General features: G+C 32.9%; 26 protein-coding genes. 3 read left to right on the top strand and 23 right to left on the bottom strand.

Translation table 11 applies throughout. The annotated features are described in order from the left end of the window. Position 1: 1 nt before the first annotated feature. From BG261_RS06810 to thiD, 10 genes are all read right to left on the bottom strand, one after another. Positions 2–1612 carry an ATP-binding cassette domain-containing protein gene (locus tag BG261_RS06810; RefSeq protein WP_070792532.1) on the bottom strand — a complete coding sequence of 537 codons (1611 nt, stop codon included), beginning with the start codon at positions 1610–1612 and terminating at the stop codon, positions 2–4. A gap of 194 nt (positions 1613–1806) precedes the next feature. Beyond that, entirely contained in the window at positions 1807–2541 is a 735-nt protein-coding gene (locus tag BG261_RS06805; protein WP_070792530.1) for a LytR/AlgR family response regulator transcription factor, read from the bottom strand. Next, positions 2541–3845: a sensor histidine kinase gene (locus BG261_RS06800; RefSeq protein ID WP_070792528.1), complete on the bottom strand. Its 1305-nt coding sequence runs from the start codon at positions 3843–3845 to the stop codon at positions 2541–2543. The genes BG261_RS06805 and BG261_RS06800 overlap by 1 nt, the downstream gene beginning before the upstream one ends. 403 nt (positions 3846–4248) lie before the next feature. Next, positions 4249–5256 (bottom strand): ornithine carbamoyltransferase, encoded by a 1008-nt coding sequence (argF, locus tag BG261_RS06795; protein WP_070792526.1) that lies wholly within the window; start codon positions 5254–5256, stop codon positions 4249–4251. Positions 5257–5272: 16 nt separating this feature from the next. After that, positions 5273–6010 (bottom strand): acetylglutamate kinase, encoded by a 738-nt coding sequence (gene argB, locus BG261_RS06790; protein WP_070792524.1) that lies wholly within the window; start codon positions 6008–6010, stop codon positions 5273–5275. A 23-nt stretch (positions 6011–6033) separates the two neighbouring features. Next, on the bottom strand, positions 6034–7227 hold the full coding sequence (gene argJ / locus BG261_RS06785; protein WP_070792522.1) for a bifunctional ornithine acetyltransferase/N-acetylglutamate synthase: 1194 nt from the start codon (positions 7225–7227) through the stop codon (positions 6034–6036). 21 nt (positions 7228–7248) lie between these two features. Continuing rightward, entirely contained in the window at positions 7249–8301 is a 1053-nt protein-coding gene (gene argC, locus BG261_RS06780) for an N-acetyl-gamma-glutamyl-phosphate reductase (protein ID WP_070792520.1), read from the bottom strand. A 55-nt stretch (positions 8302–8356) separates the two neighbouring features. Beyond that, on the bottom strand, positions 8357–9490 hold the full coding sequence (gene argD, locus BG261_RS06775) for an acetylornithine transaminase (protein ID WP_070792518.1): 1134 nt from the start codon (positions 9488–9490) through the stop codon (positions 8357–8359). A 145-nt stretch (positions 9491–9635) separates the two neighbouring features. Continuing rightward, the gene (locus tag BG261_RS06770; RefSeq protein WP_070792516.1) at positions 9636–10184 is read right to left on the bottom strand and encodes an ECF transporter S component; all 549 of its coding nucleotides are present in this window, start codon (positions 10182–10184) and stop codon (positions 9636–9638) included. Between the two features lie 12 nt (positions 10185–10196). Then, a complete protein-coding gene (gene thiD / locus BG261_RS06765) occupies positions 10197–11009 on the bottom strand; it encodes a bifunctional hydroxymethylpyrimidine kinase/phosphomethylpyrimidine kinase (protein WP_070792514.1) in 813 nt (270 codons plus the stop codon). Positions 11010–11055: 46 nt separating this feature from the next. Between thiD and BG261_RS06760 the strand changes: the two genes are divergently transcribed. Beyond that, a complete protein-coding gene (locus BG261_RS06760; RefSeq protein WP_233278909.1) occupies positions 11056–12540 on the top strand; it encodes an aminotransferase-like domain-containing protein in 1485 nt (494 codons plus the stop codon). A gap of 67 nt (positions 12541–12607) precedes the next feature. Here the strand turns inward: BG261_RS06760 and BG261_RS06755 are convergent, their stop codons facing one another. From BG261_RS06755 to BG261_RS06715, 10 genes are all read right to left on the bottom strand, one after another. Next, positions 12608–13963: a sensor histidine kinase gene (locus tag BG261_RS06755; RefSeq protein WP_070792510.1), complete on the bottom strand. Its 1356-nt coding sequence runs from the start codon at positions 13961–13963 to the stop codon at positions 12608–12610. After that, a complete protein-coding gene (locus tag BG261_RS06750; protein WP_070792509.1) occupies positions 13942–14610 on the bottom strand; it encodes a response regulator transcription factor in 669 nt (222 codons plus the stop codon). The genes BG261_RS06755 and BG261_RS06750 overlap by 22 nt, the downstream gene beginning before the upstream one ends. 1 nt (position 14611) lies before the next feature. Continuing rightward, a complete protein-coding gene (locus BG261_RS06745) occupies positions 14612–15343 on the bottom strand; it encodes an ABC-2 family transporter permease (RefSeq protein WP_070792506.1) in 732 nt (243 codons plus the stop codon). Next, a complete protein-coding gene (locus tag BG261_RS06740; protein ID WP_070792504.1) occupies positions 15336–16088 on the bottom strand; it encodes a lantibiotic immunity ABC transporter MutE/EpiE family permease subunit in 753 nt (250 codons plus the stop codon). Before BG261_RS06740 ends, BG261_RS06745 begins: the two co-directional genes overlap by 8 nt. After that, positions 16088–16783: a lantibiotic protection ABC transporter ATP-binding subunit gene (locus tag BG261_RS06735; protein WP_070792502.1), complete on the bottom strand. Its 696-nt coding sequence runs from the start codon at positions 16781–16783 to the stop codon at positions 16088–16090. The genes BG261_RS06740 and BG261_RS06735 overlap by 1 nt, the downstream gene beginning before the upstream one ends. Before the next feature lie 250 nt (positions 16784–17033). Continuing rightward, on the bottom strand, positions 17034–17234 hold the full coding sequence (locus BG261_RS11690) for a histidine phosphatase family protein (RefSeq protein WP_083318293.1): 201 nt from the start codon (positions 17232–17234) through the stop codon (positions 17034–17036). Then, positions 17210–17533 (bottom strand): histidine phosphatase family protein, encoded by a 324-nt coding sequence (locus BG261_RS11685; protein WP_083318292.1) that lies wholly within the window; start codon positions 17531–17533, stop codon positions 17210–17212. Before BG261_RS11685 ends, BG261_RS11690 begins: the two co-directional genes overlap by 25 nt. Beyond that, entirely contained in the window at positions 17515–18042 is a 528-nt protein-coding gene (locus BG261_RS06725) for a YqeG family HAD IIIA-type phosphatase (protein ID WP_070792500.1), read from the bottom strand. The genes BG261_RS11685 and BG261_RS06725 overlap by 19 nt, the downstream gene beginning before the upstream one ends. Before the next feature lie 117 nt (positions 18043–18159). Further along, on the bottom strand, positions 18160–19332 hold the full coding sequence (gene dnaJ / locus BG261_RS06720; protein ID WP_070792497.1) for a molecular chaperone DnaJ: 1173 nt from the start codon (positions 19330–19332) through the stop codon (positions 18160–18162). A 118-nt stretch (positions 19333–19450) separates the two neighbouring features. Beyond that, positions 19451–20077, bottom strand: coding sequence for a lysophospholipid acyltransferase family protein (locus BG261_RS06715; protein ID WP_070792495.1), 627 nt, complete (start codon positions 20075–20077; stop codon positions 19451–19453). A gap of 146 nt (positions 20078–20223) precedes the next feature. Here BG261_RS06715 and BG261_RS06710 point away from each other — a divergent pair, with 146 nt between their 5' ends. Continuing rightward, complete coding sequence (locus BG261_RS06710; RefSeq protein WP_070792494.1) at positions 20224–20976, top strand: tRNA1(Val) (adenine(37)-N6)-methyltransferase; 753 nt, start codon at positions 20224–20226, stop codon at positions 20974–20976. Continuing rightward, complete coding sequence (locus BG261_RS06705) at positions 20963–21268, top strand: GIY-YIG nuclease family protein (protein ID WP_070792492.1); 306 nt, start codon at positions 20963–20965, stop codon at positions 21266–21268. The genes BG261_RS06710 and BG261_RS06705 overlap by 14 nt, the downstream gene beginning before the upstream one ends. Positions 21269–21293: 25 nt before the next feature. On the opposite strand, the gene BG261_RS06700 is transcribed toward BG261_RS06705, so the two are convergent. The 3 genes from BG261_RS06700 to BG261_RS06690 all read right to left on the bottom strand — a co-directional run bounded on the left by BG261_RS06700 (position 21294) and on the right by BG261_RS06690 (position 24036). Next, entirely contained in the window at positions 21294–21518 is a 225-nt protein-coding gene (locus BG261_RS06700; RefSeq protein WP_070787461.1) for a YkuJ family protein, read from the bottom strand. Positions 21519–21652: 134 nt separating this feature from the next. After that, a complete protein-coding gene (locus tag BG261_RS06695; RefSeq protein ID WP_070792489.1) occupies positions 21653–22987 on the bottom strand; it encodes a glycosyltransferase family 4 protein in 1335 nt (444 codons plus the stop codon). A gap of 11 nt (positions 22988–22998) precedes the next feature. Next, positions 22999–24036, bottom strand: a complete 1038-nt coding sequence (locus BG261_RS06690) for a glycosyltransferase family 4 protein (protein WP_070792487.1) — start codon at positions 24034–24036, stop codon at positions 22999–23001. Between the last annotated feature and the right edge of the window lie 136 nt (positions 24037–24172).

The raw sequence follows: 24172 nt of genomic DNA, 5'->3' as shown, positions 1-24172 counted from the left end.
TTCATCCCAATCTAATAATTTTATCTAATTTATCTTCTATATCTTTTGTCAAATGATGACTAATCATAATAACTGTATCAACTTTTTCTAATATGTAATTTTCAATTTTATTGGCAGTTACTTTATCAAGATTAGCTGTTGCTTCATCAAGAATAATTATTGGTTTCTTTCTTAAAAGCGCACGTGCTATAGATATTCTTTGACGCTGACCACCAGAAAGATTTTTCCCGTTGTCAACAATTTTTTGATCTAAACTAATATTTTCAAGATTTAGCAGCTTTAAGATGTTCTCAAGATCTTCTTGACTAGCAGTTCCTTCAAAATCAATATTATTTCTAACTGTATCATTAAGTAAAAATGTTGTCTGATTCACATAAGACATATTATCAAATAGGACGCCATCTAATATTTCTTGATTTACCTCGTAGTCTCCAGAATAATTCTTTTCCTGACCTGTTAAAATTCTAAGTAAAGTTGATTTACCACAACCGCTTTCTCCAATTATAGCATACTTGAATCCGCTCTTAAATTCCACTCGTTCAGGGAAAGATATAGTCTTATTATCATATTTCAACTGTATACTATTTAGTTGCATACTATTAATATCTTTAGTTTTCTTTTCAAAATTATATTCGATTTCGTCATCTTGTACCTTTTCTTTATAAGCTTTTATAAAGTACTCTTCATTAAAGTTTTCATTGTTGACCATAGAAAACTTACTATCATAGAGTTTTTGACCAGAATTATAAAATTCTTTTTCTGAAAGAAACTGCATTACTGCAGCTCCAAAGGAAGGAAATAATGCAGAGACTGATAAAAATGCTCCTGCTTTAACATTTCCTAACATCACATTATATGATAATAAAGTCAAAGCAACCACTGTAACAATTGAATTAGTTAAAGTCAGGCAAGAACTCATAAAAGAAGTAAACTTTTGTGTTTGTAAAACAAATTTTGAAAAATCCTCTGAGGCTCTACGAGACTTTCTAAAAAAAAGATGGAAAGCAGTATTTTCTTGAAATGTATCATATGCTTGCAATAGTTCTCGCATTTTCGATAAATATTTTTCTTTTGAATCCTGTAAACCTAAAATATACTTTGAAAGTGTCTTTTGGAAAAATTTAGGAACAATGGACATCAAAAGCAAGGATATTAATGCAATAACTGCCATGCTGTAATGAATAGAAAACAATGATAGGAAAACGAAAATAGTTACTGCTAAATTTTCAACCATAGAAAAATACTTATTGAGAGTTAATTCTGTAACTCTATTCACGTCATTTACATAAATAGATAGCCATTCACCATGGTCTTTTTTATGATATTTTTCAAATGAGAGACTTGCCATCCACTTATCAGTTTTTTGCTTTATATCTTGTACTACATAGTATTCAGAAAGAGCTTGTGCCTTATTACTAAAAAACATCGATACAGCATATGAAAAAAAGATTAACAATATCCAACTTACGTTTTTTACTAATTCATCCATACTACTAACGACAATATATGACAATGAGTATGAACTTAGAACACTTAAAAACGCCTCTATTAATTTGAATAATACAGCAATCCTGACACTTCTATACCTTAATAACTTCAATCCCTTTTTCATATGCTATTCTCCTTCTAATTAGTAGTCAATGTGAATTTTCTGCAAAGTTTATTTACATAATCAAAAAAATTATTTTGTTAAAACTTAATTTATTTAAGTATATACAAAATAATAATCCTAGTTTTACTTTTTGTCAACAGTGATTATTTAATTTTTTTAAGTAAATACAAAAACCACCAAGAATTTTGGTGGTTTTATAATTTTTCATCAATTAATGTTTGGATTTGTTTTATCTTTCTACGTGAAACATAGCACTGTTCTCCATTAAAGAATTTAATCGTTAAATTACTTTTATCTAGTTCCACAGCATTGTCTATATTTGCTACAAAAGATTTATGAGTTCGAGTAAGTTTAGGATGTTTTCCTTCTATATCACTAAGTTTGGCATAGAACTCAATCCTCTTTTTACTGGTTATTAAAATAAGCTTATGTGGCTGTGAAGATGTTTCAAAATAAAGTACCTCATCTAAAGGAACACGTATGTCCTTAAACTTAGTATTTATCACGAGCATTTCTCGCTCATCTTTCTTATTTTTTTTTTCAACAAACTGTATGACTTCTTCAATTTGCTTATCAAAATTAACGTTATCTAAGTCCTTTGCGATGAAGTCCAAGGCAGAAACTTTATAAGAAAATGTAAGAGCAGCAAATTCTGAATGGGTAGTTACAAAAACAATGGTTCCCTTCTCATCTATTCCCCTAATAATTTGCGCAACTTCCATTCCTTTCTTATCTTCATCCTTAATTTGAATATCAAGAAAGTAAAGATTTTCTTCAGAAGAATTTTTAATTAAATCTATTAATTCCCTTGGATTCTCTGTGGAGGCTACAATATGTAAATCATATCCCTTTTCTGTCTTTAAATATTCAAGTAGGTTTTCTAATCTATTACGCTGAAAAACGTCATCTTCAAGTATAAAAATATTCATTAAATTTCATCTCCAATTGAAATTATTTGCGTAAAGTAGTGGTTATCAATTTCAGTATCAATTGAAGTATTATCATACAAATTGATAATTTGACGTACATTGAAAAGACCAGTTCCTCGCCCTTCACCCTTTGAAGAATAGCCTTCTTCAAAGATTCTACTAATAGCAATATTTTTAACATTCCAAGAATTTTGCACTACCATAACTGTCTCATGTTCTTCTTTTATTAGAGCAAAATTCAGCTTGGGATTTGCAGTCGTCACAGCCTCCTCAATTGCATTATCAAGAATAATGGATGTCAGACGAACAAAATCTAAAATATCCATATCAATTTTTTCAATATACTTCTTAATCTCTATTGAAACCTCTATATGCTTTTGCCTAGCCTCAGTTAGTTTCCAAAACAAAACACTCTTAACAGCCGGATCTCCTACATTAGCCAACTCAGCAATATTCATAGTCCTGCCAGTCAATTTTAGATTAGCTGAATTCAAAATTTCTTCATAAGTTTCTTGTACCTGACAGATATCACCTGAATCAACACTCTGTTTAAGACTTATAAGCATATTACTATAATCATGCTTAAAACCGCGAATAGTCTGATACATTCCTTCAACCTCATTTATATAAAGATTGAGATTATGATATTGTGTCTCCCTAGCCTCATCAATCTGCATCCTCCAATAATCCTTAATCCTATTTCCTATAAATGCCAAAATTGCGAAGAAACCAAAGATTTCTAGGAACAAAATATACTTGGTATATTCCGACGCAGTACTTGCCTTTCTCAAAATAATTTCATAATAAGAAAGGAAAATAATCAGTAAATAAAAGATTGAAAGAATAATATTAACTGGAAGAAGTAAATTTTTCTTGATAAAAAGACTATTACTGTCCACTTGATCAAAGTCAATACGAGAAATTTTAAGTATTACGTAATGAATGAATATCGGGACTAGTGAAGTAACAGAATCCATTAACATAAAATGCTTATCATAGAAATTCCCCATGCCAAACTCATAGAGGATTGCATCTGAAAAGTTGGTTAACAATATAGAAGCAAAAGCTGTATAAATTGCGTAAAAGTAAGCTAAAGATTTTTGTTTAATACCTTCCATGCAATAAGCATATATGCCAAAGAAAGGAATTATATCAAAAATACTAAAAGCATCTAGAAAATATGTGGTGGCCAAAAAATAAGCAACCGAGATTACCACAAACAGTGGTTTAATCTTTATTTTCGAAATCTGATAAAAAATTGACCAATATAAGATAACTTGGGTAACTACGGATAAAACAAACATAGGCAATCCTTTCTTTCCTAACATTATAACATGTAGAAGAGATTTTAACCTATGGATATCTTATTTAATATCCAAACAAATACTGACATTCATTAACTACCTATTTTATGACAACAAAAAAGACACACTCCCCAGCATGCCTCTCCCCAAATTCTATCCCATTGATTACAATAGACTTTGACTATGCAACCCATATGCATCAGGCCATGATACATATGAGAATCTATTAAAATATCCAGTAATATTTCCCCTTATCACCTTATGATTATTCTACATCTTATTCTTGTATAAGTACATAGAACTTTCATGAATGGTAAGAAAAACGTCATAAACGGTCAAAATTTATGTAAATTTAATAACAGCTCGATATTTAATAATAGTCTAACAATAAATAATTGCGAAATCAATTGCTCGGAATGAAGATATTTCCCAGAGTAGCTGCCATTATCGCCTTAATGGAATGCATTCTATTTTCTGCCTGTTCAAACTGTCTGGCGTATGAACTTCTAAACACTTCGTCAGTAACCTCCATTTCACCAATACCAAACTGCTCAAATATTTTTTTACCATAGCTAGTTTCAGTATCATGAAATGCAGGTAAACAATGAAGAAAGACTAAATTTTCATTTTGTGCTTTTTGAATCATATCCATATTTACCTGATAAGGCAAAAGTTTTTTCACCCTATCTTCAAACTCACTTTCTTCTCCCATAGAAACCCAAACATCTGTATAAATAACATCAGCACCCTTCACCCCTTGATCAATATCTGATGTAATTAGAATTTTTGCACCCGAACCTTTAGCAAACTCTCTTGCTATATTTACAATTTCTGTATCAGGCTGTAACTCTTCAGGAGCAACAATATTAATATTTACTCCTAAAATACTAGCCGTTACCAACAGCGAATTTGCCATGTTGTTACGTCCATCACCAATATATGAAAGATTAACACCCTCTAAATGACCGAAGTTTTCCTGAACGGTCATGAAATCAGCAATCATCTGTGTAGGATGCCACTCGTTAGTCAAGCCGTTCCAAACAGGAACACCTGAATACTTGGCCAAATCCTCTACTGCCTGCTGACTAGACCCACGGTACTCAATACCATCAAACATACTACCAAGCACGATAGCAGTATCCTCAACCGACTCTTTCTTTCCTAACTGTATATCATTAGCTCCCAAAAACTCTGGATGCGCACCCAAATCAAGAGCAGCTACTGTAAAAGCCGAACGAGTTCTAGTTGATGTCTTTTCAAAAAGAAGAGCAATATTTTTACCCTCTAAATAACGATGAGGAACGCCTAACTTTTTTAATTTTTTCAAATGAATAGCAAAAGTTATCAAAAACTCTAATTCTTGCTTACTAAAATCCTTCTCCGCTAAAAAACTCTTACCTTGAAATTCCATATATCATCTCCTCACTCTAAAAGGCGCCAATTTCAGTACCCTTACTGCTAATACAATTATTAATAAATACTGCCCCTACTCCGGCCTTAAGCGCCTTCTTGGCACTCTCAATCTTAGGAAGCATACCACCTGTAACTATCTTTTTATCCTTAAGTTCATCAATCTCCTCAGTAGGAATTTTTTTCATCCATATATTTTCTTTCTTAATTCCTGGGACATCGGTCAAAAGATAAAGCTCATCTGCCTGAAGTTGGCTTGCAACTTGTGCAGCCACATCATCAGCATTGATATTAAGCCATTGACCATCTTCTGTCATACCCAAAGGAGCAATAATTGGGACTTGCCTAATCTCCATTAAATTTTCTAGAAGATAAATATTAATTTTATCCACTTGACCAACATAACCGAACTTATGAAAATCTATAATATGACCTTCAATTAATCTATCAGAGGCAGCATTTAATCCTAGGGCAGAAATTTGTTCTGCCTGAAAACGACCTGTCAACATGGGTTGAACTTGTCCAAGCAAAGCCAAGCGTGCAATATCAAGAGCCACTTGATTGGTTACGCGTAGACCATTTTTCTTTTCTACTGGAACATTCATTTTTTCCATCATCTGCGAAATATAGTTACCTCCGCCATGAACAATGACAATATTATGACCTTGAGCTTGCCACAATTTAATTTGTTGGAAAAACTCAAAATCTAAATTATCTGAAGCAACTCCACCCATCTTTACAACTATCGTTTTCATTTTTCTTCTCCTTTAAACTCTAACTAGGTATGATAAAGAGCATTTATCTTTACATAGTCATAGGTCAAATCACAGCCCCATGCTTTACCGGTGTGTCTTCCACTTCCTACTTGAACGGCTATTTTAATCTCATCAACAACTAAAGCTTTTTGCATTTTTTTATGATCAAAATCTATTGGTTGTCCACTTTTAAAAACTGGAATTTCTGCCAATTCTATATTTACATCTTCTGGGTTAAAACTTATTCCACTATAACCGAGACTACATAATATCCTTCCCCAGTTAGGATCATGACCAAAGATTGCTGATTTCACGAGCATTGAGCCAACAACTGATTTAGCTAACATTCTTGCATCTTGACTACTATTTGCTCCTTCAACTGTAACCTCAATTAGTTTAGTTGCACCTTCACCATCACGCGCAATTTCTTTGGCTAAAAAAGTTAGTACAAATTTAAAAAGATCTTTGACCAGTTGATAATCTGTACTTTCCTTAACTATCAGATTATTTTTTGCTAGTCCATTTGCCATAATCAAGACCGTATCGTTAGTAGATGTATCCCCATCAACTGTAATTTGATTGAAGGTAACCTCAGTTAATTCTGATAAGATTTCCTGTAAAAGAGCTGAATCTATATTAATATCAGTTGTCACAAATCCAAGCATAGTCGCCATATTAGGATGTATCATCCCAGATCCCTTACTACAAGCTGAGATAACTACCTCCTTCCCTCCGATAGTATCAGTTATAGTAATCATCTTTTCTTTAGTATCGGTTGTCAAAATAGCCTTCTCAAAGCCGTGAACATTTTCTGGATTCTTAGATAAATCACATATCCCTTGTTCAATTTTATCCATGGGTAAAGCTTGACCAATGATTCCTGTTGAAGCAACAGCTACCAGACTAGAATCAATTTCAAGTTTTCGTGCAACTAATTTCTGCATTGAAAGTGCATCCTCAAAGCCCTGTTTACCAGTACAAGCATTAGCATTTCCAGAGTTTGCAATTATAGCCTGTATCTTCCCATTTTTTATAACTTCCTTATCAAGAATTACTGGTGCTGCCTTTACTTGATTTGTTGTAAAAACTCCCGCGACACTCGCTGGAACTTCTGAGTAAATCCAGGCAATATCCAATTTCTTTTTCTTGATTCCACAATGTAAACCCGAGGCATGAAATCCTTTTGGACTTGCCATGCTACCTTCTATTATTTCCATATATAATTCCTCTTATAACTTTTAAGGGAAAAGAGGAATGTCCTCCAATCCTAGTTTCTCATCAATTCCAGCCCACAAATTATAGTTTTGTATAGCTTGTCCTGCCGCTCCTTTAACAAGGTTGTCAATTACGGCAACAACCGTTACCACTCCCGTATCATTATTGAGAGATAGTCCAAGATCACAAAAATTACTAGCAGTAACCTGTCTAAGTTCTGGAAGTCTACCTTGTTCTTGTAAACGTACAAAATATTTTTCAGCATAAATATTTTCAAAAGCTTGCTGTAAATCTGACTCTGTAACACCTTTTTTTACTTTGGCATAGGCTGTAATGAAAATTCCTCGCTTTACAGGAATTAAACTCGTTGTAAAGTGTAAAGCCTGTAAATCATTATCCCAATTTTTTAAGTACTGAATAATTTCAGGAATATGCTGATGCTCATGAACCTTGTAAAGGGTCATATTTTCACTCGCCGTTACATAATGACTGGTTTCGGTTAGTTTCTTACCAGCCCCTGAAAGACCCGACTTACCATCAACAATGATTGAACTTAAATCAATTAACTTTTCCTTTACCAAAGGTGTTAGAGCTAAAATTGTTGCAGTCGCATAGCAACCAGGATTACTAATATAAGAACTGTTCTTTATACTTTTCGTCCCTAAATGAGCCAAGTCAGCTACTTGGTAATTAACCTTACCCAAATAATCTTTATGACTTGCAGAAGATTTATACCATTTTTCATATTCAGATGCGCCCTTCAACCGATAATCACCAGATAAATCTATTACAGGAAAGTTTGCCTCTAAGAAAATCTGAGCCTGATCCTTTGAAACCCCTGAAGGTGTAGCAAAGAAAACCAAATCATTGTCAGCCATTATTTCTTTGGCATCAAATTCCTTTATTAGTTGATTATCCTTAACCAAGTTTTTTAAATAAAAATAAACATCATCCAAATTTTGTTCAGCATAGGAGTGGCTATATAAGCCACCAATTTCAAGAAATGGATGTTTATTCATCAGTCGCAAAAGTTCAAGTCCCGTATATCCTGTTATTCCAATAATTGCTGCCTTCATAACTACCTCCATTTCATTTATTATTTAAAATATATATTCTTAGCTTCTGCCGATATTATTCTAAAACTTCCTTTAATGAACTAAGACCTTCTTCAAGTTCTTTCTGACTTACTGTTAAAGGAGGAAGTAAGCGCAAAGTATTTTGACCAGCTCGAAGAGCTAAAATCCCTTTTCCTTCTAAATCACTAAGTATTTTTTCTACAAGACATCCTTTCTTCAGTTCGATTCCAATCATAAAACCCAATCCCCTGATTTGACTGATTTTAGGTGAATCTAGATTTTTTAACTCTTCAAATATAAAATTACTTTTTTCTTTAACCTGATCTAAAATCGATGTATTTTCTAAGATATCTAAAACCTGATTGGCCACTGCCATCGCAAGCTTATTACCACCAAAAGTTGAACCATGGATTCCAGGAGTAAATGCACTTCCTAACTCTTTTTTACCTAGCATTGCACCTGCTGGGATTCCATTAGCAAGCCCCTTAGCAACTGTGTAAATGTCTGGTTCAATATCATACTGTTCAAAGGCAAAAGTTGAACCAGTCCGTCCAATACCTGTCTGTACCTCGTCTATAACTAGCAGAACTCCGTTGTCTTTACAAACCTTGCTAAGATTTTGAATCCATTTATAGTCAGCAGGTACAACTCCACCTTCACCCTGAACGAGCTCTAGCATAACTGCTGCAGTATCACTAGTAATAGCTTCCATATACTTTGTATCGTTATAAGTCATATAGGTAAAGCCTTCTAGTAAGGGGCCGAATCCATCGTGTATTGAAGACTGACCTGTTGCTGTCATACTTGCGTAAGTTCTACCATGAAAGGAATTATTAAATGTTATAATTTCAGTTTTTCCTGTATATTTACGCACTAATTTTATGGCAGCTTCATTTGCTTCTGTTCCACTGTTACAAAAGAAAGCTAGATATTTCTGTTTGTATGATAGCTTCTGTGCAACTTCTTCTTGTAGACTACTTACATATAAATTTGGCATATGCCATATTAAGTCAGATTGTTCAATCAAGGCATTCTCAAGCTTTGGATTACGATATCCAAGATTGCAAACACCAATCCCACTAGTTAGATCTAAATATTTTTTACCTAAATTATCTACTACATAAGAACCTTTTGCTGACATAATTTCAAAAGGTTTCTTTGAGTAATTAGAAAACAAATAAGTTCCCATATATTCACCTCATATTTTATTTTATGTATAAATATACAACATTTGTGCATGTTTATCAAGCTATTTTTGAATATTTATTAATTTTTTGCATAAATAAAAGAATCTTATCGGAAATAAGATTCTTTTTAAATAATATATGTGTTAATTAACTAGCAACAACTTGTGGTGCAACCTTCTTAAGAGCATTTCTCAGTGGGAAGTATAAAACTGCCACAACTAATATAGTTACACTAACATTTATTAAAGTTGCTGGCAGTTTAGCGACAGCTAAGCCAGCTGCAGCACCTGTGCTTTGACCAAGATAAAGTTGAGTAACAAAGTTTTTCAAAAATGTCATCCCGACCTTTGCAATGCCTGTCACAATACCTATAATTACTAATTGACCAACGTTTGTCGGATTCTTTTTGAAGTATAAGAAAGCTAAGTATGCAGCTCCACCAACAATAAATGCTTCTAAAATAAAATATGGTGCTTCACTTGCGTACCCATTTAAAATATCAAATATAGCGAAACCTAGTCCACCTGCAAGCGACCCTTTGACATATCCTAAAAGTAGTACTGACAACAGTAATACTGAATTTCCCAAATGTACAAAAGCTCCTGTAGGCATTGGAATCTTAATTGTTGTCGCTACCGCCGTTAGGGCTGCAAAAAGCGCTACTAAAACTATATCTTGAATCCTTCTATCTCTCATTAAATTTTTCTCCTATAATCTATCTTCTGCCTTATTGTACGCTCCATGCCATACGTGTCCGACATACTTGTTAATTCTTACTCCATTTTTAATACCTGCAGCTACAAAATCTTTTGCTAGTTTAGCAGCTTCAAGCGGACTTAAATCTTTTGCAACTCCTGCGGTGATTGCCGCAGCGAAGGTACAACCTGCCCCATGGTTAAAGTCTGTCTTGTAAAGTTCATTTTCAAGCTCAAAGAAATCTTGACCATCATAGAAAACATCAAGTGCCTTATCAATTCCTAAACGATGTCCACCCTTAACAACAACATTTTTAGCACCTAATTCTGAAATTATTTTCGCAGCCTCTTTCATACCTTCAACACTTGTAATATCTCCTAGACCAGACAAGATTCCTGCCTCTATAAGGTTAGGAGTAGTTACATAAGCATTTGGAATCAAGAACTTTTTCAATCCTTCTACACTCTTAGGTTGTAAAATCTGAGCCGTACCCTTACATGCAATAACTGGGTCAATGACGGCTTTTTCAATATCGTATTCTTTAATAAACTGACTAGCAAGCTCAATATTATCTTCACTTGCCATCATACCCGTTTTAAGGGCATCAATTCCTTCTCCTGCAAAAACTGAAACTAATTGTTTCCTTAATAACTCAGCGCCAAGGTCTGTGACTTCATGACTCCAGCCTTGTTCAGGATCCATTGTAACAATGGAAGTAATTGAAGAAAATCCAAATACTCCATATTCTTCAAATGTCTTTAAATCAGCCTGTAAACCAGCTCCACCAGTTGAGTCAGAACCAGCGATTGTTAATACTTTTTTCATATAATCATCTCCTAGCCTTTTTTATAAAGTATATAGAAAGTTTAGCTTGACTAAAAGAGCCAATTGGCTTATATTTATACCATCCAATTTTCGAAAGGAAAAAATAATGTGGCAAGTTGATAAAAATAAAAAAGAACCCTTTTACAGGCAAATAATTAATCATATTATCCAAGAAATTGAAAGTGGTAACCTTCTTGCAGGCGATAAGCTATCACCAGAGCGTAAACTGGCAAGAGACTACAATGTCAATCGCTCAACAATTGCCCACGCGCTTGATGAACTTGTAAGCCTTGGTTGGATTACAAGACGACAGGGAAGTGGCACAGAAGTAGCAAGTGGGCCTTTACTTAATCGCCAAACACCAAAAGCCAATTGGCAACAGCTATGGACTAGCCCCTTTCTCAAGGAAGATCCCTACATCCAAAAACTAAAAGAGATTCAGTCTAATTCAGATTGTATTGACCTCTATACAGGAGAGCTACCCAAAGAAATAATACCTGATTTTCAGTTTCCAGCAATATCATGGGATAAAGTAATGCAAGAAAAAGAAAAAAGAGATATTACAGGCTATATCCCCTTAAAAAACGTAATTAGTAAAAATTTAGAAAACACCCTTCATATAGATATGTCGATCCAAGATCTACTTATTACATCAGGTTCAACCCAGGGAATTTCCCTCCTCATGCGTACACTACTTGAAAGTGGAGATATGCTTGCTACAGAAGACCCATCATTCCTAGCCAATCTTCCACTATTCGCTTCACTTGGTATCCGCCTAATAGAAATTCCTCAAGATAATGAAGGAATAATACCTGAAGAACTTGAACGAATTCTCATCAGTCGAAAAATCAAACTTCTCTATCTTAACCCAAGCTATCAAAACCCGACAGGACTCACTATGCCACTAATTCGTCGCAAGGAAATAATTGAAGTCTGTAGCAAGTATCAAGTTCCCATTATCGAAGATGATGTTTTCTCAGAGCTCGCGTTCCATAAAAGTCCAACAACACTCAAGGAGCTTTCCCCGCAAACCGTTATCTATCTTGGTTCCCTTTCAAAAATATTTGGTTCAACCATCAAAATAGGCTGGCTCTTAGCGCCAAAAAACATCATCCACAACCTCGCTAGCGCCAAAAAAAGAATGGATAGCCAGACAGAAATCTTCCCCCAACTTTTAGCCACTACAGCCCTAACCCAGCCAGACTATCAAAGTAAACAGAAGAAACTCTTATCCCAACTTACCAAAAAAAGTACCACCTTTGAAAAAGAAGCTAGTATGGTCAGCAGTGATTGGAAATTCCAGTCCATTGAAGGTGGACTCTACTATTGGATGACATATCTTGGTAAACCACTCAAAATTAAAGATTGGGACCTCTTTCTTCAAGAAAAAGTATTAATTGCACCATCATTCTTATTCAGTTCCAACTGTCAGTCTTTCAGACTGAATTATACCCGACTGACAGAAAATAATATCCAAGAATTCTTTAAAGCTTTAGAAAGAATTACAGATAAATTAAAATCTAGAAGATAATTCTCCTAGATTTTTTTATATAAATTCTACACTTTCAAAGGATTTAAGTCTGTATGTTAACCTCTTTTTAAGTAATCATAAAATGCAAAGCTACTTTTGCTCCTTGTATCTTACCTTCTTTATAAGCATTCCCTAAAATCAAATTCCCATTATTTTCCTTCACAATATCATTTACAATATATAAACCAAGTCCATGTTCTGTACCGTCATTTGATTTACTTGTAAAATATTTATCAGTATAATATTGAAGTCTTTCTTCATCAAATCCTTCTCCTTGATCAACTACCTCTATTTTATATCCCAATTCATTGGAAACATATGAGATAAAAATATCACTACTTTTTTGTGAATTCTCAATGGAATTTATAATAATATTTTCAAGGGCACGTTCAATATCTTCCTTATCAATCAAAAGCTTATAATTGGTATCTTTATTCAAGACTTTTAGATTTCTATTATTAGTTTGGCATATGCTCACTAGATTATTATTCCAGTAGTCAATTACATCCTTAGAGATAAATTCCTTTTTCCCAACTGAATTAATCTCTTTTGAGAGGTTTGAAAGTTTACTTACATATGCTTCAAGCCTCTCAACACCATTTTGTATATCTTCTATGAGTTCGTTATCATGATTTTTCGACTCTTCTTCTAATAACTCCAAATTTCCTTTAATTAAAGTTATAGGAGTCCTTATATCGTGGGTTACAGATTGTATTAGCTCTTTTTCCTTACCCTGTATAGACCATTGTAATTCTAATGACCTCTTCAATTCCTCACTCATTGAATCAAGAGAGAATAATAGTTCACTCACTTCTTTATACTTACTATTTTCCCTTGGATAATCTAACCTCATTTGCTTAATATATGAATTTGTCTGTGATACTTTAGCGAGCTCCCTACTAATGATTATAGAAGTACGTCTTACTAATAATAAAAAACCTATAATCCAAGTTACTAAAAATATTAACCAGTATGTTTCTTCAAAGTTAGGAATAAATTGATATAATTTTTTGGAAGTAAAAATCGGACTAAAACGAAAACTAACTGTTAACTCTTTATCACCATTTTTGAGATAAACAAATTTTCTGTTGGCAAATAAGGCAGAATTCATCGCACTGCCATCTTTTTTAGCCTCTTTAATATAAGAATCATATTTACTATCAATGGTTTGTATGATTTTGTTACCATCAACTAATCTATAGTCATAGAAATAAGGAATATCTTCTACATTCCAATCTTTATTTTTAAAATTTTTTTCGACTATAGGAAGTTGCTCTGACAAATACGATGCTGGATAAATAATATTTTTAATAACTAAAAAATTTAAAAGAAAAGCAAACAAAATAAGAGTAAAAACTGTGTAAAGTAATTCAATAATTGAATACCTTAATATCAAACGACCTATACTTTTTTGGTTCCCCATTTATAACCTACTCCCCAAACCGTTTCAATAGGACTAATTCCATATTCTTCAAACTTGTTCCTTATCTTTTTAATCCTCTCTGTTATAGATGTTTTACTATCTCCCAAAGCATCATAACCATATACTGAGGTATAAATCTTCTCCTTTGAGAAAACTTGCCCTTTATTCTTTAAAAGTAATTCACAAATTTTATACTCAGATGAAGTGAGATTAACTGGTACATTATCAAAGTAGAAAATCATAGAAAGTAAATCACAGGAAATCTTTTGGTCAACTAAACATCTATGTTTTTCACGTTTTTCCCTTCTAATATGAGCGTCAACCCTTGCTCTTAATTCACCAATAGAAAATGGTTTTGTTATATAGTCATCTGCACCTATTGCAAACCCCTCAATTTTATCTTCCTCAAAATCTCTCGCTGTTAAAAGCAAAATTGGAATATCAATTAGCCCTCGATTTTGCCGTAAAAAATCAAAACCAGAAATCTTAGGCATCATCACATCAAGTAAAATTAGATCATAATCTTCAATCTTATTAATATCAATTTTTTCTGCATCTATTTCAGTGGTTACCTCATAATCCTTTTTTAAGCTATTGGAAATTAATTTCAATAAATCTATATCATCATCTATAACTAGAATTTTCATCTTACTCCTCCAATTGCGTCTGTCCACTCCATCTATTATACCAAAAGATGAAAATTATCATCAAGAATGCTGTGAAAACAAGGCTTAATAAAAGATAAAAATAAATATTTACATCACTAATATTATTTCCATAAATAGAATTTATCTTTATCCCCCACACGAAAGGAAGCCATTTCCAAAATAATTCTCCCAAATTTGTAGTACCTAAAAGGATTGATGATAGACTAATAAATGAACCTAATAAAATACTACCAACATAGTTAAACCTGAGTGTCACAAATTGATAAATTATTATCATCGGAAAACTTGTTAAATAAAAAATAAAGAAATAATTTACTAATTGAATAGAATTAAAATCTATATCTAAAAATAAATTTCCACCCATAATAAATAAAATAACTGCAAAAATTTCTATAATAGCTAATAGAATGATTATCAGTATAAAGCGACCAATGAATAAACTAGAGCGACTTCTACCTATTCTTAGTTCATTGGCATAAGAGCAAGCCTCCCTATCAGGTTCATAAATCATTGGAATGAAGAAACTAAGAGAAAAAGTTGCAACTATTGTGAATAGTAGAAAGAATACATTAAGCTCAATACCTTTAACATAAGTACTTTCCTTACAATATAACAGTAATAAAAGGGAAAAAAGTAAAGGACATACTAATAAGATAATACTAACAGGTGTCCTAAAAGTTTTATACCATTGTGCCTTAATTATTTTATACATTATCTCTCCTTGAATCAATCAAATACTGAAAAGTAAGGCAAGTAAACCAAGCCATTAAACTAACTACTGTACCCAGATAAAGAACAGTTGAATTAAAAAGGTAAGAATCTTTTTCTAAAAAAAGACCATTCGGATAAATACCAAGAATTGGACATAGCATCCTCAGGCTATAGCTCCAAGGATATAACCACCAGTAATTTTCAGTAGCTATAGGAGCGCCCAAAATGGTTAGAATAAAATTCAAAATAATAATTAGCGGACTCTTTAGATAATTAGTGGATAAAAATGATATACCAAGAATTGGTAAGCTTCCAATAAATAAATAAAAGCTTGCTAAAATAATTTGCTTTGTAGGTATAGTTTCTCCTAAAAGAAAAGTACCTAAACAATATACAATTATCGAAGTAATAATAATCATAATTGTCAGTTCAAAAACAACCACGAGATTTTTAGAAACTGTTTGCTTGTTATAATCTAAACCCAGACTTTTAAATTTAATCTTATTAGTTTCTTTTTCTTTTTTTGTAATATTCACCACTAGTAACGAAATCACCGTCGGTAAAATAATTAGTGGATACCAATTGAAGGCTGTCGCCATAATATAACTTTGTCCCACCGGATTTATTCCCATAATCCTAACCATTAGTAAATTAAAAATTGTAAAAATAATAGGTACCAATAAAAGAAGTTTTGCATTCGCTGAACGTTTTTCTTTTAACCACTCGGATTTTAAAATCTTTAACATCAAATTTTTCCTCCACCAACTATGTCCATAAATAGTGATTCCAAGTCAGTACTATCCTTATCATTTAAGCCTTCATAACATAAGTATCCATTATGAATAATTCCAATCTTATCTGCTACATGCTGAACCTCACTCAGAATATGACTAGATAAAATAATTGTAATTCCTTTCTGTGCTAATAAAGTCATCAACTCACGCAATTCTAAAATCCCTACTGGGTCAAGCCCATTAGTTGGCTCATCTAAGATAAGTAACTTAGGATTATTTATCAAAGCCATAGCTATACCAAGCCTCTGCTTCATACCAAGTGAAAACTGTTTAGCTAACTTGTCTCCCGTATCCTCTAAGGAAACAATTTTAAGAACATCATCAATACGACTTTTATCAATATCAAGCAACAGAGTCATAACCAATAAATTCTCACGCGCAGTTAGATTTGGATAAATTGCAGGATTCTCTATGATAGCTCCCATGTCTCTCAAATCCGACTTCGACCACTTCTTCCCATCATAAAACATTTGACCACCGTTTGAACGAATCACCCCAGTAATAATCTTCAAAAGAGTTGACTTTCCTGCTCCATTCGGTCCCAACAATCCATAAATTTGCCCCTCCTCAACAGTCAAAGACACATCTCTCAACACAACTTGATTCTTATATTCCTTACTGATATTCTCTAATCTTAATAATTCCATATCCTTGCCCTCCATTCTTTATAAACGAATTATATAAAGGAAAAATAACTAAATTATAATCAAAAGAAAATATTTTTTTAAATCTTAATTCCATAAGAACAAAAGTCAAAAATACTTTTATATTCATAAAATAAAAGAGACAATGTCTTAAACATCATCTCTTATTTATAATTTAATTTTGAAATTCTACACTCTCAAAGGATTCAACTACATTTTTCCCAACATTATATACCAACTTAAAAACATGTGGTCATTGCATTTCTTTCCACTCATCATAACCAAAATTACCATTTGTTAATTGGTTAAAAAGAAGTGCTAAGGAAGTGCCGTGTCCAGAAAGTATATAATTATCTTCTGACTTGGAATTTATTCCCTTAAATGCTTCATACATACGTTTTTGGACTTCTTCCAGGGATTCACCATTATCTAATTTATAGGAAAAATCTGCCATTGTTTGCTGGCATACTCTGAAAAGTTATCAATCCAAGCTCCAATTTCACGCTCTCTTAATTGATTGACCTCAACCGGGATAATAGAAAGTAAATTCGCAGTTGGTGTGATTGTTTGAACTGTACGTACATATGGGCTAGTATAGATTTCTTTAATATCTTTACCTATAAAATAGATCTTCAGCTTTTCAGCAAGGTCTAATCCTTCTTCTGTTAATCTCGCTCCTGCATCTTCTTGCATCGAAGTATCTCTTATTGAATGTCTAACAAAATAGATTGTTTTTAAATTCTGTTCTTCCATTCTGGTTCCCCATACTTTTCAATGATTTTCTTCCAAACTCGTCTTTCACGTGCTCGATTAAATTTAGTCTGCCAAGAGTCACTCTCAACTAGTTGTTTAACTAAGATGCTACGAACTCCTGCACGGTGAGCTGCACGGATATCTGTCATTAACTGGTCACCAACCATTACTGCATTCTCAGGTTTTTCATTAAGTTGTTTTAATGCCATGTTAATTCCACGCGTAAAAGGTTTTAGAGCACGGCTTACAAATGGTACATCAAATTTAGATACTGCTCGCTCCACACGACTATGAGTATTATTAGAAACAACAATAACTGTAATTCCTTCTCTCTTCATCTCTTCAAGCCATGCTCGAAGTTCTGGTGTTCCATCAGGATTATTCCAAGCTATTAGAGTATTATCTAAATCTACCATAACTGTAGAAATGTTATGTTTCTTCAAGCTCTCTGCATCTAGCTGGTAAACAGCTTCCAGTAAAAAGTCTGGCCTATAATTTTCAATATTCATATGCGTATTATACTATCAATTGAAATATCAGTAAATATATGGGCTCAAATATATAAAAAAACGATTTGCATTTACCAGTATTACCTGATTAATACAAATCACTTATTTATTCAAATCTTATAGATCTTCGAAACCCTTTTTTATTTTGTCAAAGAATCCTTCTTTCTGTGGATTTACACCTTCTCCACTTGCTTTGGCAAATGCTTCAAGAGCTTTTCTTTGTTCATCATTAAGTTTCTTAGGAGTAACTATGTTAACAGTGACTGTTTGATCACCATTACTATTTCCATTCAAGCGTGGAGCTCCTTTTCCTCTCAAACGGAATTTAGTACCTGTTTGAGTTCCTGCTGGTATCTTCAATTTAACATTACCATGAACAGTTGGAACTTCTACTTCTGCACCCAATGTTGCTTGGATAAAGCTTATAGGTAGGTCATAATAAACTTCGCTACCTTCCCTATGGAATTTCTTGCTTTCCTTAACATTAAAGATCACGTATAAGTCTCCGTATGGTCCTCCATTAACTCCGGCATCACCTTGACCTGCTAAACGCATTTGTTGACCAGTTTCAACTCCAGCTGGAACCTTTACTTTAACAGTATGGGCAACTTTTTCACGTCCTTCTCCATGACATGTTGGACATGGATCTTTGATTTCTTTACCAGTACCATGACAAACATCACAGGTTTGTGTTGACATAACACGTCCGATTGGAGTTTCTCTAGCAACTTGTACTTGACCGCGTCCTCCACATTTTGGACACGTTACTGCTTCAGTTCCTGGTTTTGCTCCACTTCCATCACATGTGTGACAGATTTCTTCACGATTATATTTAATTTCTTTTTCTACACCGAAAACTGCTTCTTCAAATGTTAAGTTGATACGGTACTGAAGATCATCCCCTTGTCTTGGTGCTGTTGCACTTGCTTGAGAAGAGCCTCCTCCACCAAAGAAACTAGAGAAAATATCTTCAAAGCCGCCAAAGCCACCACTAAAACCACCGCTAGAGAAGCCATCAAAACCGTCAAAACCAGAGAAACCTCCAGCTCCACCGCCAAAGCCACCATTAGCTCCAGCAAAACCATACTGGTCATATGCAGCACGTTTTTGAGGATCACTTAGATTTTCATAAGCTTCTTGAATTTCTTTATATTTATCCTCTGCATCATCATCCTTATTGATATCTGGATGGTATTTTTTAGAAAGTTTACGGTATGCTTTTTTTAATTCATCATCACTAGCAGTCTTAGAAACTCCTAGTACATCATAATAATCTCGTTTTTCTGCCATATATCTTACCTCTTTACACTATCACTTTATTATATTTATTCTTAATATATATATTTTACCATTTTTGACCATTAAAAGCAAAAAATTTAGCACTCAAAGATATCAAGTGCTAATATTTTTATTTTTTCACTGGTATGTACTTATAATTAGGATCTAAATCATAATCCAAGCTTTTGAAAGCTTCATCGATTCTCTTAGTTACGATATCAATTCCTTCAGCATTAGCACGTTTAATATCACTCATATCGATTGGATCACCAAAGTTCATTTTAACTTTTTTCCTCTTGAATAAATCTTTAAATGTTAAGGGACCTTGATAAACAGCAGGAATTATCCTTGCTTTAGATAGCTTGGCAATTGCTACAACTCCACCCTTTAACTCATCAGAGTGGCGTGTACCTGAAGGAAACATAATCAATGATTTATTACCTTCCTTAAGTTCTTTAATTGGAATTTTAAGAGCACTTGGACCAGGATTTTCACGGTCTACTGGAAATGCTCCACATTTTTTTATCCACCAAGCAAAGATCTTATTTTTGAATAGTTCTTTCTTAGCCATAAAAATAAATTGTTTTGGTCTAGCAAGAAAAGCCAAATAAACTGGATCCCAAAGAGTTCTGTGCGGAGCAACTAAAATATAATTTTCTTCTTTATCTGGTAGTTTATCTAAATTATGAACTTCTGGACGTCCATTCACCGCATAAAGTAAAAATGCTACTAAATTTCTTAAAAATGCGTAAAACATATAATATCTCCATCTTTCTAGTCAGCCTATTTTATAATATTTTTTATGTAAAAACAACGAATATGAAATTATTCAATAAAATATTTTTTACAGTCATTAATTTTTGATATGTACCTTTTAGAGATAGAATTTGATATAATAGCTTCATGCCAAATCAAATTTTAAAAGAAGGTGAACGTATTGATCAGCTTCATTCTTCAGACGTAAAAATAATTCAAAATAAAGATGTGTTTAGTTACTCAGTAGATTCGGTTCTTCTAAGTAGATTTCCAAGAATCCCTAAAAAGAACGCTACTATTGTTGATATGTGTGCAGGAAATGGAGCAGTTGGACTATTTGCTAGTAAAAACACCCAAGCCAAAATTTATGAAATTGAAATACAGGGAAGGCTCGCTGATATGGCAAGTCGATCAGTTCAATTAAATAAATTAGATGAGCAGGTTACCGTGATCAATGATGATTTAAAAAATTCGCTAGAATACCTAAAACCGTCAAGTATAGATTTACTCTTCTGTAATCCACCATATTTCAAAGTAGAACCTGATTCAAATATCAATGAAAATGAGCACTACACATTAGCTCGTCATGAAATTTCAACAAATCTAGATGAAATATTAACTGTTTCACAGAAATTATTAAAAAGTAATGGGCATCTTGCTATGGTCCACCGTCCAGATAGATTTTTTGAAATCATTGATAAGATGAGGGAGAGAAGATTAATACCTAAAAAAATTCAGTTCGTCTATCCTAAAGCTGGTGCGAACGCAAATATCCTACTAATAGATGCAATCAAAGATGGTAGACCTGGTGGTGAACAAATACTAGCACCTCTGATATTACATGAATCAGATGGTAGTTATACGAAAGAAGTTTTCGAAATTTATTATGGAAAACAATAAATCAACAAATATAAAAGCTTATTTTTATGTGCTATTATGCAATGATGGAACTTTTTATGGAGGATATACTACAAATCTTAATAAACGTATAGAGACCCATAATAAAGGCCAAGGTGCTAAATATACCAAAGCGAGACTCCCAGTAAAACTTTTATATTCGGAAGGATTTGAAGATAAAAATTCTGCATTAAAAAGAGAGTACTGGTTTAAAAATAAATTAACTCGTAAGCAAAAGGAAAATTTCCTACTTGAACATGGAATAAATAAAAAAAACTTTACAAGACAGAGGTAATCGCTGTTTAGTAAAGTTTTTATTTTTAGTAAAGTAATTCAAAAAGTTCAATCGCTACTAAGTCAATGCTATCAAAAGTTGCAAGTTCCTTAGTTTCAACATACTTAAGGGTAAATGTTTCAGTTTCTTTTTCAAAAGTTACTTCGGCAACAACTACACCTTCACGTTCAAAATTACGTGTTTCTTTTTCGCCTTCGCTTTCAGCCATAGCTGTTAGTCGGCTAATAATTGCCACTAAATGTGATTTCATATCTTAAACCTCTTATTTATTAATTCTTATCTTTAATAATTTTACCATAATAATTAAACAATATCAGCAAGATAGGTAAAAAATTGCTTATTTTTCTAGCTTTTACGAGTTTTTTATTAAAAAACTCTGAATTTTTACAATTCAGAGCTATCAATATCATCATTTTCTTCATCACCATATATTTTAAGTGATTTTCCAGCTTTCTTTGCCATTTTACTAAGTTGCTTTGGTGCCTTTGCAACTTCTTTTGCCATAGAAATTGGCGTCTTCAAAACTAATTCTGAAAAAGATTCTTCCTTCGAGTTACGACCATCATTATAATCATAAGATATAATAGTATCAATATAAAGTTGATATACTTGTTTCCCAAAATATTCAGATGAGATCTTGTATAGCTTATCATCAAGTAAGTCTTTTGTCATCTTAGGTGTATCATTGACAGCAATAATAACTGCATCAGACAATTTTTCATCACTTTTATATAGATGTCCAAAAGCAGGGGCACTCACGACACTCTCTAAATATGGATTATCAGTAGCTATTATTGGAGTTCCAGAGGCAATACTCTCAGTATAGGTCAAACCTTGTGTTTCGCTCACTGAAGCACTAATTGAAAAGTCTGCAGCTCGATAATATATTGGTGTCTCTTCAGCATCTATCATACCAGTAAATTGTACATAATCTTTCAGTGATAGATCATCAACTAGTTCTTCTAGGTTTTGACGATATGGACCATCACCTACAATTACTAACTTAGCAGGGACACTTTTAACAATTTCTGGCATTGCAGAGATAACTTCTTGAATATTTTTCTCAGATGAAATTCTTGATAAACTAAGAAGCATTTTTTCATCATCACTGATACCAAGTTTACTTCTTAAATCATAAATCATTTCATCCGTAATGTCTGGACGATCATACTTAGTAACATCAATCCCTGTAGAAATTATTCTTTTTGGAATTTTGACCCCGTAACTATTCACAGTATCATAGACCATCTGACTAGGGCAGATTATATAATTAAGATTATGAAGAAACATTCTCATCATATATTTAATCATGCCAGGATGAATCAGATGCCCTTTTGCAATATAGTGAACATAATCCTCGTACTTAGTATGTAAAGTATGAACAATAGGAATTTCAAGCTGAGAAGCAACAAATTTTCCTAAAAAACCAACACCAAACTCCGTCTGGATGTGCACAATTTCAATACCGTATTTTTTAGCAATATTATAAGTACTAAAAAGTCCACGCATGACCACTCGACGATCAGTAAACGAAATAAATGGAACACTAGGTAACCTTATAATTGTCGGATCATCAGCATCTGTAGAGTGTGGGTCTGTAGTTGTGAATAAATAGACCTCATTTCCCATTTCTTCAAGCTGTTCTTTTAAAGTGCGAATGCTTGTTGCAACTCCACTAACTTGCGGAAAATATGTATCAGAAAAAATACCAATTTTCACATTTAAACTCCTTATAAGTTATTTTTATGCTTTTCATAAACTGAAGTATAATAATCAAACCAAATACCGGCTACATTATCTTCAGAATAATAATCGGATGCCTTTTTTGATAATCTTGATAAGGCATCAATCTCCTCCGGTTCAGAAGATAATTTTTTTATTTCTCTATCCATATCAAGAACATCTTCGCAACCTATATAATATCCATCAATGACAGATTTATATAAATCCAAATCTCTGACCATTACAGCTGTACCACAGTTAAATGCTTCTAATATGCTCATTGGAAAAAGCTCATTGTAAGAAGGTAACAAAAAAACATCAGCAATATTATAATAATCAACCAACTCAGAACGATCTAAAATTCCTGGAAAAAGTAAATTTTTAGGAGGATTATCATAAATCTTTTTATATTCATCATAACCATCAGTTATTTTACCAAAAGAAAAGCCACCTGCCCAAATAAATTGGATGTCAGGATTATCCATTGCTAACTTTATAAAATCATCAATTCCTTTACGCTTTTGAATTTGACCAACTCCGAAAACGATAAACTTATTGTTATCAATACCAAGTTTTTTTCTAAATAATAAATTATCTTCACTAGTTTTTCTATAAAATAATGATCTCGATACAAAATTTGGAATGTAAGTAATCTTATTTTCATCGCATCCTGCATCAATAAGAGCAGGTATAAAACTTGGGTTCACAACCACAATTTCATCCATTTTTTTATAAAAAGAAAGAAGATACTTATCAAAATATTTTTGTATTGGTGAGTAGAGGTTAATACTGCCTTCTAAAGTATCAGGTAAAAAATGTACATAACCAACTTTCACTCCACGTTTCTTTTTTTGAAAAGTAGTTAAATAGTATGTTGGATTTATTGTATGATAGTGTGAAATATCAGCCTTCGAATAGTTATTAATTTTCACATTAAATTCATTAGGGAAATGATTTTTAAGCATATTTATTAATTCTAAATAAGCACTTCCCACACCCTGACCCTTAATTGAATCAGCCTTAGAAAACATTGTTATATCTAACATAGTAATCCTTTCTAAATATTATAGATTTGAATCTATAATTGCTACAAAATAATTGTACCATAAACTTTAATAATAATAACAAAAAAAGAGTCAGAAGACTCTTTGAATATCGGGAAGACAGGATTCGAACCTGCGA

This window comes from Floricoccus tropicus, assembly GCF_001832905.1.
Classification (GTDB): Bacteria; Bacillota; Bacilli; order Lactobacillales; family Streptococcaceae; genus Floricoccus; species Floricoccus tropicus.
Note: the sequence above shows the minus strand (reverse complement) of the source record. Positions and strands in the feature narration are given on the sequence as shown.